This window comes from Salinispira sp. (assembly GCF_059431795.1).
Map to the genome: position 1 here is coordinate 23442 of NZ_JBXWXS010000035.1, position 10399 is coordinate 33840.

The following is a 10399-nucleotide window of genomic DNA, read 5'->3' on the forward strand; positions in this document are numbered from 1 at the left end:
CTGAGCCGGATTAGTAACCCCGGGGAATATCCACAAGATACTCACGGATATGACCCCGGGTTATGGATTCCAAGCGTTGAAACAGTACCCCAAGAGCATCCCCGGCACCGGTCAGACCCGCCACATGGGGGGTAATGCACACATCATCCCTGTTCCACAGGGGCGAACCCTCCGAAAGGGGTTCCCGGGGAAATACATCCAGGACTGCCCGGCGTATCCTGCCGGTATCCAGGGCCTGCAGGAGCAGCTCCTCCCGGATCACCGATCCCCTTCCTGCATTAATAAACATGGCGTTCTCCAGGCGGGACACAAACTCCTCATCCAATAATTCCTCTGTCGCCGGGGTGTGGGGCAGTACATTAATTACAATATCCGTCCGGGCCAGCACCTCGCTGAGTTCTCCTGATGTAATACTCCCGGGGCGCAGATTCTCCTGTGAATAGACCGATTCAAAGCCCTTCCGCTCTCCTTCGGTTCTGGCAAGTCCCCGGACCCTGCATCCCAGCCCGGCAAACACAGAAGCGATGCCCGATCCGATATCCCCCGCTCCCAGGATCAATATTTCCGAATTTCGCAGCTGCCGGGGTGTATGCTTCTGCCATTCCTTTCGCTCCTGCTGACGGGTATAAATTTGGTGATGCTGCATATCCGCGAGTATGTGGCTGATGCAGTATTCGGCGATAATCGGACCGAAAATTGAAGTGGTTCTGGTGAGCATAGGGCGGTCCTTGGCGTCTAGGTTCCGAAGCGGGATAATAAACTCCTCAACTCCCGCCCCCAGACTATGAATCCACGATACCTTTTCCGGTTGAAACAGTCCGGGGGGTCGGAATGCAACAAGGGCATCGGCCCAGTCATAGTCCTCACTCTCCGGAGAGCCCTGGGGCCAAAAGCGGAATTCCAGGTGACCTTGCCCGATCCCAAACGAGGGCAGAATCTCTGCCATCTCATCCGCAATGTCTCCCACCACCAGAATCCGCTTTACCGCAGGGTTGGGGGAAGAAGGGATACGTGATTCTGAATTGTTCATGAGATTCAGTATACGGTCCCTTTCGGCTTGAGTAAATTCCCGAAACTTTCCCTTCATGGAAAACTAATCCATGGTACACTAATTTTATGAAAGAAAATCCTATCACATCAGCCATTTCGCAGCTCAGACACACTGCGATTTCCCCCCTTTTGCTTATTCCGGTTTTGCCGGTGCTATTGTTCGGATCCTGCGCTTCACCCCCTGAGGCTCAGCAGCCCACCCCGTCCGATCAACTGATTTCTGCCTTCCTTGAGGGCTCCCGGCCCGCGCAAGGAGATCTTGTGGATCTGAAGTCAGACTACCTCTTTCAGACCGGTGAATACCGGAGAGAACATGGGGATGAAGGGTCCGTACGGGAAATCCTTCTGGTTGTGGAGCCTGAACAATGGAATACCCTCCTTGCCAATTACGACGACAATCCACAGAATGAACGCTATGTGGCCGGAGAAATGTATTTCCGGGACGGGGATGTTAGCCGGCGTCTGAGCGGAATCGGTCTGCGAATCCGCGGTAACAGTTTCAGCAGAGTAAAACCGGAAAACGGAAGGGTGCACAACCCTCGTAACCCGGATTACAACCAGGCCCATTACCGTCTGAAAATGGACTATCAGAATGAACAGGAATTTTACGGTCAGGAGAACCTGATTTTGAAACGGGCGAACGGCGACCCCAGCTATATTAGGGAACGCCTTGCCCTGGAGCTGATGCGGGAATTTGCTGTCAGCGGGGTGCAGCGAAGCACCCATGTGCGTCTGTTTCTTCTCGTATCCGGCGACGATTCCATTTCCTACCACGGTGTGTATCAGCTCATGGAGGCGTTTGAAAAGGAATTGCTGAAGGACCGCTATGGCTCAAACGACGACGGAGATCTGTGGAAATGTCTGTGGCCGGCAAGCCTGGACGAAGCGAACCCCTCGGACAAAATGGGACTGGAAGACCCGGATAACGGCATCTCCTTCCCCTATGACCTAAAAACCAACAAGGATGAACTGGACAGGGCATCCCGGGAGTTCACTGAGTTTATTCACGAACTGAATAATGTTCCGGAAGCGGAGTTTCCCGGCTGGGCCGAGCAGCATATCGCAATTGATACCCTTCTCCGGGCGGCGGCGGTGGGGACACTCATCGGCAGCTGGGACGATTACTGGATTAATCAGAACAATTATTATTTGTACAACGACGAAGATTCGAAGTGGCACTACATCCCTTACGATCTGGATAACACCTTCGGTACCGCCGCAATGGTAGATCCTGCAGAAATGGATATATTCGAACCCCAGGCGGTGGAGCCGGGGAGCCGGCCTCTGTTCCAGCGGGTGCTGAATGTTCCCGGGTACCGACAGCGCTATGCCGAATATATTCTTGAACTCCTGGATGACGAAACGGGCATATTGTCCGAGGAGGCAGTCCTTAAGCGGATCACCCCCTGGATTGAAAATATCACAGGAAATATTGCCAACGATACCGGAGATAATATGGAATTGAGCGACAATACCGCAGACTGGGCGCAGTTCGAAAACTACCGTATCGGGTTTGGCGGCGATGAGCAGCGGAGCATCTTTTTCCGCCGCCGGCGGGCCAGCGCTCTGGAAGATATCCAACGGGTCTACCCGGATCTTCTTTCAGAGCACTCCGTAAACACCGGACAGGGGGAGTGAGAATATGTTTATCTTCGATAACCCTCTCTTTCTTCAGCTGCTGCTTCGCCTGCTGATTGATGTTTCGGTAATCTCCATTCTGGTATTTCTCATTTTTTTCCGCCACTCTCGACGCAGAAAGAGCTTTTTCAGCTTTGTGGTGTTCAATATTGTGATATTTTTCACCGCCAGCTTTCTCAGCCGGGTGCAAATCGATACGGCCTTCGCCTTCGGGATTTTTGCGGTGCTTTCGGTACTGCGATACCGCACCCGGCCCATCGCAATGAAGGAAATGACATATCTGTTTGTCTCAATTATTCTCGGGGTGTTGAACTCAACCCTCACGTCCGGGCTTCATATACTGGAAATTCTTCTTGCCAACATCTCAATTCTGGGAAGCATTTATCTCATGGAAAACATATCGTGGCGGTTGAAAATCCGGAGGCAGCAGGAAGCGGCTGTAGCGAGTACGGGAGGCGGGGGAGCGGGAGAGCAATAGAATCGCCAAGGGGTCACATCTATCTGGAATCCAGAAGATGATTCCAGAGGCTCACCACGTAGTGAATGGGCATGTGATCGCTCATGTCCATTCCCGCCTTTTTTTCCAGTGCCGATAAATAGGCCGACCATTCCCTCCGGGATCGTTTAAAATGGGATATCAGCCGCCGCCACCAGCCGCTCACCCCCCCGGAGATCTTTTTTCTCCGCTTCGTCTGGCGGCGGTACATCCGCTGAACCATGGACTTTTCCTTTTCCAAAGAGAACTGGGGCCGGGAAGATTTCAGCACCCCCTGGTCGTCAATATAGACCAGTCTGCCCAAATCGCTGAAGTTCAAATTAATCCGGGGGAGATCCGGGGGTACCATGGGAATGGGATCCAGTTTATGCTCCACCCGGAATACCTGCCGCCCCTCCGATTGCCGGACAAATTCGGCATCGCCCATGCGTGGAGCTCCATAGGTATAGAGACCCTCAGCTTCGGGGAGCAATGTGAAGGCCAGGGCTGCCAGCGCCCCGCCGAGACTGTGCCCGCAGATCCAGAGGGTACGCCGGCCGTTATCTCCGGTTATGGAATGAAGAAATGATTTCAGGCCAGCTTCTCCATCTTCAGTATCTTCCCATATTTCATAGAGGGCATCCCGGAAGCCCCGGTGGACGTTTCCTCCCCCCTCAAATTCAACCGGAAAGGCATTCAGATCGGTAATCAGTTCATAGAAAAATGAAACGCTGCGCATTTCGGTGCCCCGGAATGCGGTAATCACCGTTTCTTCATCCCAAGCTACCATGCACTCGGTTCCCTTCCCCTGGAAAAACCGAAAGCCGCTAAACCCAGCCAGCTCCCAGGCCATCCGTGCAAACCCCGGGTGACAATATGACAGGAATGCCGCCTCTGACAGCCACCATGCGTTTTCCGGGGAGAACTCCTGGGCATGAGGCTGAAACGGCAGCTTGTCCGCTCCCTGAAAATACTCATAATCCATGCTGGGCGGAACCATTGAAGATCTGTCCATCTCCCCAACCGACTTGCGCTCTCTCATTACCACCTCCGGTGAACAGTTGCCATTCCAGTATGCTATACCCACTGGATTCTTTGGGCAAGCGCTGGATGTGCGGGTAAAATTCGCTTCTCATTGGCGGCTGAAGCAACTATTATGGAGGTGTAGATAGAAAGCACACAGATATTCAGAGGTAGAACATTGGCCGATCAATTGAAATTCAGCCCCCGTCAGAAGGCAACCATCACCGCAGCCATAACCCTGGCGGCGGCCCTGGGAATTATCGCAACAGTGGTGGTAACTCTTCTGGGCCTTTCCAGATTTGTCGCCGCATTTCAGCAGGTTCTTATGCCGCCTGTACTGGCCTTATTTTTGGCCCTATTGCTTCAGCCGGTATTCGACCTGTTTATGAAAGTCAGCCGGGGCTCCAGAATTATCGCGGTGCTCCTCCTGTTTCTTGCGGCAATCATCCCCCTTGGACTGCTTATCTGGCTGGGAGTCGTGTATGCCGTGGATCAGCTTCCCAAGCTGGTCAGTGATCTTTCTGAATTGCTCCCGAAAATTTGGGAGGGAGGACAGAACCTCCTGGGGAATTTGCAGGGCATTCTTGAAGGATTGGGCCTGGACAGCCGGCTGGATGAGGTGATGAACAACCCCTCACAATTGGTCTCAAACAGCCTGGACAACCTCTCTGCAACCATCACCAGTTCCGCTCAGGGGATCGCAGCCTCAATTACCGACATTCTTGCATGGCTGGTAACACCGGTCTATCTGGTATTCTTTCTTTTGGCCGCACCTTTCGACATCCGCATGCTCCACAAATTCCTGCCGTTTCTGAAGAAGCGCACCAGAAAAGATGTGGTATATCTGGCGGATCAGTTTATCAGCATCCTGCTCACCTTTTTCCGGGGCCAGATTATCATTGCCCTGCTTCAGGGTATTCTCTTTGGACTGGGTTTTGCCCTGGTGGGCTTGCCCTACGGCGCGGTGATCGGTTTTGTTCTGGGACTTTTAAATATTATTCCCTATCTGGGAAGCCTAATTGGAATGGCCGTGGCCATTCCCATGGCATTATTCAGTGCGGAAGGCGGAATCGTCCTTGGACTGCTGGTACTGCTGGTTTTTGCCATTGTTCAGGCCATCGAAAGCTATTTGCTCACCCCCCGCATTATGGGTGACCGCACCGGGCTCCACCCGGCGCTGATCATCTTCTCGGTATTCTTCTGGGGAACCGCCCTGGGAGGGGTGTTCGGAATGATGCTTGCCATCCCCCTCACCGCATTTATTGTGGTGTTCTGGCGCTTACTCAAGCGGAAGTATATTCAGGAACTCATATAGCCCCCGATTTTCGCCTCGATTCTACCCGTGTGGCATGCTATGATCGGTAGCATATGTTACCAAGCCACACACTTTCTGATGAAATCGCCCTGAAACTTCTCGATTGCGGGTTATTTTCCCATCTGAATGAAGCCGAACTGCAACGTACCTTCAGCCGACACAGCTTCTCCATTCACTCCCACGAACAGGGAAAGCTGATTGCCCAGCGGGGGGATGAATACCAGCGGCTCATGATCCTCGTTAAAGGTGAACTGAGTGCCCAGATCAGCGATGGGGAGGGACATACGCTGAAAGTAGAATCTCTCCATGCACCCAGTCCGGTGGCTGCGGGAATTCTGTTCGCCGACGATAACCATCTCCCGGTGAACCTCAGTGCGGAAAACCCGGTAAAAATTATCAGCATTCACCGGAACACTCTGCTGGCCATGGCTGGAGAAGATCCTCAACTGCTTAGGACTCTGCTGAGAGATGCGGGGAACCGCATCCATTTTCTGGCAGATAAACTCCGCTTCATGAAGTTTCAGACCATCCGGCAAAAACTGTGCAGCTATTTTCTTGAGCTGGATCAGCGCAGCCCGGGGGAGCTCATACACCTCCCCTACTCCATGGAAACTCTGGCTGAGCTTTTCGGTGTGAGCCGCCCTTCGCTCAGCAGGGTGCTGGGATCCATGGTGGAGAATGGTCTGATAACCCGTCACGGCAGGGCATTCAAAGTAGAAGACCGTCCAACCCTGCTGGACAACTGCCGGGACGAATAAACAGATCTTTATTGCCCGATGGTAACATTTGTTACAGCCCCCCAAGTCTTTCCCGGGTACCCTGTGTACACGGCTGGGCGCAGCGCCCGATGCCGGAAACCATGTACCCCAGGAGACCAATATGTTTTGCTACCAATGTCAGGAAGCCGCAAAAGGCGAAGGATGTACCATCCGGGGAGTGTGCGGTAAAGCCCCCGAGACCGCCGGGCTTCAGGATCTGCTGATATTTACCCTGAAAGGCGTGAGCGCCCTCAGCCGTAACCTCAACAGGGAGATGGATAATCAAAGCCGGTCAATTGCCAGGTTTTGTGCCCGGGCACTCTTTACAACTATCACCAATGCCAACTTTCATAACGACCGCATTCGGGAAATGATCCGGGAAGCCCTGAGTATCCAGAAAAAACTGAAGGACCGTGGAGCGTCTTCGGACCACAAGGCTGCCAACTGGAACGCCGAAGAGTCGGAATGGGAAAACTATGCCCGGGCCATCGGCGTCATGTCCGAACCCGATGAGGATATCAGAAGCTTGAAAGAACTCATCACCTACGGGCTGAAGGGAATTTGCGCATATGCCACCCATGCAGCGGTGCTTGGTCACGAAGACGATGAAGTATGGGCGTTTTTACTCTCAACCCTGGACACCCTGCTCAGAGAACAGGAAGTGCAAACCCTCATCGCCCTCACCCTGAAAACCGGTGATACGGCGGTGAAAACCATGGCACTGCTGGATCGGGCTAATACCGAACAATACGGGAACCCGGAAATCACCAAGGTGAATATCGGTGTGGGCACCCGTCCCGGAATTCTGGTTTCCGGCCACGATCTGAAGGATTTCGAAGAACTTCTGGAACAGACCAAAGACGCCGGCGTGGACGTCTACACCCATTCGGAAATGCTCCCCGCCCACTACTATCCGAAATTCAAGAAGTACGATCACTTCGTAGGAAATTACGGGAATGCCTGGTGGAAGCAGGATAAGGAATTCGACTCCTTCAACGGAGCTATTCTCATGACCACCAACTGCATCGTTCCGGTTCGGGAAGCGTATAAGGACAGGATTTTCACCACCGGAGAGGTGGGATATCCCGGCGTTCCCCATATTGAAGAGAAGGACGGAAGAAAAGACTTTACCCCTGTAATACACAGTGCACTGGAATGCAATGCTCCGAAGGAAATTGAGCAGGGCGAGATTGTGGGCGGCTTTGCCCATGCACAGGTAATGGCCCTTGCGGACAAAGTGGTGGATGGGGTAAAGAACGGCGATATTTCCCGCTTTGTGGTGATGGCAGGCTGCGACGGCCGACAAAAAGGCAGGTCCTACTTCAGCGATGTAGCCGGTCAGCTTCCCGATGACACCATTATTCTTACCGCAGGCTGTGCAAAATACCGCTATAACAAGATGGATCTGGGTGATATCGGTGGAATCCCCCGGGTTTTGGATGCCGGGCAGTGCAACGACTCGTACTCTCTGGCCCTCATCGCCTTGAAGCTGAAGGAGGTGTTCGGTCTGGAAGATATTAACGAACTTCCCATTTCATACGATATCGCATGGTATGAGCAAAAGGCAGTAGCAGTACTGCTGGCCCTTCTTTCGTTAGGGGTGAAAGGGATCCGGCTGGGCCCCACCCTGCCGGCCTTTCTCTCCCCCAATGTGGCAAAAGTGCTGGTGGAGAACTTCCATATTAAACCCACAGGAGAAGTAAAAGACGATGTGTCCAGCATGATGGCCGGTCACTGAGCTTCAGATGCAACCGAGTCATACATGCAACTGAGTCACAGATGCAGCAGTCCCACATATGAAACAATCAGTATTGAGACGCTGCATTGACTGAATAACCCATAGATTCAAACACGGCGAAAGCCGGGGGCCTGTGTATTCACTGATCCCCCGGCTTTTTCTGTATTCTCAGCTTTATCTTGTTCTCGGCTTTTCCGGCGTACCCGGCGGACGGATCAGCTCGGCTCAAGGGGCGGGGGCAGGATATTCATAAGTCCGGCCATTTCAAGGGCGGACATTGCCGCATCCCAGCCTTTATTCCCCGCCTTGGTCCCCGCCCGTTCCACCGCTTCATCGATGCTGTTGGTTGTAAGCACCCCGAATATGACCGGGACGCCGGTTTCCAGCCCCACCGAGGCTACCCCCTTGGAAACCTCTGCCGAAACATATTCGAAATGGGGGGTGGCTCCCCGAATTACCGCCCCCAGGGTGATCACCGCATCATACTCCCCGGAAAGGGCAATCCGGCGGGCGGCAAGGGGAATCTCGAAGGCTCCAGGAACCTTAATCAGTCCTATGGCATCCCGCTGCGCCCCGTGGCGAAGAAGACAATCCACGGCACCGCCTACCAAACGATCACTGATCAGATCGTTAAAGCGCCCTGATACTATGGCAAATCGCTTATTCCCTGCATTCAACTGGGCTTCGTATCGTCGTATTTCTGTTGCATTTGTTGATTCACTATTCATATTTTTCATCCTTTTCCCGGTATTCCGGGGTTTTTCTGAAATTTTATCCGGAGACCTGGGTCAGGCCGTCCCGCTCTCCGCAAAACTGTAAAGATGCCCGAACCGCGTCCGCTTGGTCTTCATATAGGAGATACTGTGGCGGTCGGGGCGCTTTTCTATTGGAAGCCGGGCACTCACTTCAATGCCGGTGTCCTTCAGCGCCTTCATCTTCTCAGGGTTGTTGGTGAGTAAACGGCAGCTGCATACGCCCAGGCTCTGCAGGATCTTCGCTCCCCGCACATAGGACCTGCCATCAGCAGGGTGCCCAAGAAGCAGATTTGCATCCATGGTGTCTTCCCCCCGGTCTTGAAGCTCATAGGCTTTTATTTTATTCATCAACCCGATTCCCCGGCCTTCCTGGCGGAGGTATACCAGCACTCCCCGTCCTTCTTGTTTAATCTGCCTGAGTGCTTCCTGGAGCTGGAATCCGCAGTCACAGCGGAGGGAACCAAGACTCTCCCCGGTGAGGCATTCGGAATGGATTCGCACCAGGGGCGCCTGTTCGTCCGCTTCCGGGGGATGGTCCATGTTCAGCACCAGAGCAAAGGCTTCCGGTTCGTCCCCTCCGCTTCCAGGAAAAGCAAGAATATCAAACTCACCGGTTTCAAGGGGCATGGAGGCTCTGGCAGAGGGACGCAGAGCTGCATGTGCCCTTTTCCCGGGGGTCGCTGTACGGCTCATCGGGAGGCTCATCGGTTGGTTCTTCGGGCGGCTCTGCCGTTGGTTCTTCGGGCGGGCCAATTCCTCACCCATCTTCCGGTACCTGATCAGATCCTGTATGCTGATCAGCGGGATATTCCATTCCCGGGCACGTTCCTTGAGTCTGGGTAGTCGGGCCATGCTTCCGTCATCGTCGATCACTTCACAAATAACGCCCGAGGCTTTCAGCCCCGCCAGCCGGGCAAGATCAACCGCAGCTTCGGTGTGGCCGGGGCGCTCTAAAACCCCGCCGGCCCGGGCAACCAGGGGGAACAGATGTCCCGGGCGAAGAAGATCCTCAGAGCGGCTGCGGGGATTCAAAATGGTTTCCACAGTCCGGGCCCTGTCCGCCGGGGAGATGCCGGTGCTGGTTCCTGTTCGGGCGTCCACACTTACGGTGAAGGCTGTTTTCATCCCCTCGCTGTTATGGGTCGCCATCTGGGGCAGCTGAAGCCGGATGGCCCTGCTCTCCTCGATGGCCATGCAAATAAGACCCCTGCCGTGGATGGCCATAAAGGCAATGGTTTGTTCATCTGCAAATTCAGATGCCGCAATGAGGTCTCCTTCGTTTTCCCTGTCCTCATCATCCACCACCAGAACCATTCCTCCGTTTTGAATTTGCTTCAATGCCGCGGATATATCATTCATATCTGTCCTCTCCTGTTAACATATCGTAGAGCCTCCGCCCGGATGATCCGGTTTCCGATTCTTCGCCGCCCCATCCGGTTTCAGCGCTTCCAGGACGGCCGGGTACTGCATGGCCTTCCCTGGTCGGCTGGCCCTGCCAGCCTACTCGGCCATGCATCCGGGCACTGGTCGGCTGGCTCTGCCAGCCTGCTCGGCCATGCATCCGGGCACTGGTCGGCTGGCTCTGCCAGCCTGCTCGGCCATGCATCCGGGACCTGGTCGGCTGGCTCTGCCAGCCTGCTCGGCCAT

The 10399-nt window shown here is 54.1% G+C and carries 10 protein-coding genes; 5 read left to right on the forward strand and 5 right to left on the reverse strand.

The window, feature by feature from the left end:
* Nucleotides 1-10: 10 nt before the first annotated feature.
* Nucleotides 11-1030: a D-2-hydroxyacid dehydrogenase gene (locus tag AC52PS_RS12405; protein ID WP_495563389.1), complete on the reverse strand. Its 1020-nt coding sequence runs from the start codon at nucleotides 1028-1030 to the stop codon at nucleotides 11-13.
* An 86-nt stretch (nucleotides 1031-1116) separates the two neighbouring features.
* On the opposite strand from AC52PS_RS12405, the gene AC52PS_RS12410 reads away from it, so the two are divergent.
* Together AC52PS_RS12410 and AC52PS_RS12415 are read left to right on the forward strand one after the other, a co-directional pair.
* Nucleotides 1117-2688: a CotH kinase family protein gene (locus tag AC52PS_RS12410; RefSeq protein WP_495563390.1), complete on the forward strand. Its 1572-nt coding sequence runs from the start codon at nucleotides 1117-1119 to the stop codon at nucleotides 2686-2688.
* Between the two features lie 4 nt (nucleotides 2689-2692).
* The gene (locus AC52PS_RS12415; RefSeq protein ID WP_495563391.1) at nucleotides 2693-3166 is read left to right on the forward strand and encodes a DUF4956 domain-containing protein; all 474 of its coding nucleotides are present in this window, start codon (nucleotides 2693-2695) and stop codon (nucleotides 3164-3166) included.
* Between the two features lie 19 nt (nucleotides 3167-3185).
* On the opposite strand, the gene AC52PS_RS12420 is transcribed toward AC52PS_RS12415, so the two are convergent.
* Nucleotides 3186-4205, reverse strand: coding sequence for a lipase family protein (locus AC52PS_RS12420; RefSeq protein WP_495563392.1), 1020 nt, complete (start codon nucleotides 4203-4205; stop codon nucleotides 3186-3188).
* A 159-nt stretch (nucleotides 4206-4364) separates the two neighbouring features.
* On the opposite strand from AC52PS_RS12420, the gene AC52PS_RS12425 reads away from it, so the two are divergent.
* The 3 genes from AC52PS_RS12425 (at nucleotide 4365) to hcp (ending at nucleotide 7997) form a co-directional block, all read left to right on the forward strand.
* Nucleotides 4365-5501, forward strand: a complete 1137-nt coding sequence (locus AC52PS_RS12425; RefSeq protein WP_495563393.1) for an AI-2E family transporter — start codon at nucleotides 4365-4367, stop codon at nucleotides 5499-5501.
* Between the two features lie 53 nt (nucleotides 5502-5554).
* A complete protein-coding gene (locus tag AC52PS_RS12430) occupies nucleotides 5555-6259 on the forward strand; it encodes a Crp/Fnr family transcriptional regulator (RefSeq protein ID WP_495563394.1) in 705 nt (234 codons plus the stop codon).
* Nucleotides 6260-6380: 121 nt separating this feature from the next.
* Nucleotides 6381-7997, forward strand: a complete 1617-nt coding sequence (hcp, locus tag AC52PS_RS12435; RefSeq protein WP_495563395.1) for a hydroxylamine reductase — start codon at nucleotides 6381-6383, stop codon at nucleotides 7995-7997.
* A 215-nt stretch (nucleotides 7998-8212) separates the two neighbouring features.
* Here the strand turns inward: hcp and ribH are convergent, their stop codons facing one another.
* The 3 genes from ribH to AC52PS_RS12450 all read right to left on the reverse strand — a co-directional run.
* Nucleotides 8213-8725, reverse strand: a complete 513-nt coding sequence (gene ribH / locus AC52PS_RS12440) for a 6,7-dimethyl-8-ribityllumazine synthase (RefSeq protein WP_495563396.1) — start codon at nucleotides 8723-8725, stop codon at nucleotides 8213-8215.
* Nucleotides 8726-8785: 60 nt separating this feature from the next.
* Nucleotides 8786-10111: a 3,4-dihydroxy-2-butanone-4-phosphate synthase gene (gene ribB / locus AC52PS_RS12445; RefSeq protein ID WP_495563397.1), complete on the reverse strand. Its 1326-nt coding sequence runs from the start codon at nucleotides 10109-10111 to the stop codon at nucleotides 8786-8788.
* Nucleotides 10104-10399: hypothetical protein (locus AC52PS_RS12450; RefSeq protein WP_495563398.1), on the reverse strand; the 296-nt coding region annotated here is incomplete at its 5' end. The genes ribB and AC52PS_RS12450, both read right to left, overlap by 8 nt.

Coding starts and splice junctions, on each gene's coding strand:
- hcp (WP_495563395.1), top strand. CDS start 6,381: ATGTTTTGCTACCAATGTCAGGAAGCCGCAAAAGGCGAAGGATGTACC.
- AC52PS_RS12410 (WP_495563390.1), top strand. CDS start 1,117: ATGAAAGAAAATCCTATCACATCAGCCATTTCGCAGCTCAGACACACT.
- ribB (WP_495563397.1), bottom strand. CDS start 10,111: ATGAATGATATATCCGCGGCATTGAAGCAAATTCAAAACGGAGGAATG.
- AC52PS_RS12415 (WP_495563391.1), top strand. CDS start 2,693: ATGTTTATCTTCGATAACCCTCTCTTTCTTCAGCTGCTGCTTCGCCTG.
- ribH (WP_495563396.1), bottom strand. CDS start 8,725: ATGAATAGTGAATCAACAAATGCAACAGAAATACGACGATACGAAGCC.
- AC52PS_RS12420 (WP_495563392.1), bottom strand. CDS start 4,205: ATGAGAGAGCGCAAGTCGGTTGGGGAGATGGACAGATCTTCAATGGTT.
- AC52PS_RS12430 (WP_495563394.1), top strand. CDS start 5,555: ATGTTACCAAGCCACACACTTTCTGATGAAATCGCCCTGAAACTTCTC.
- AC52PS_RS12405 (WP_495563389.1), bottom strand. CDS start 1,030: ATGAACAATTCAGAATCACGTATCCCTTCTTCCCCCAACCCTGCGGTA.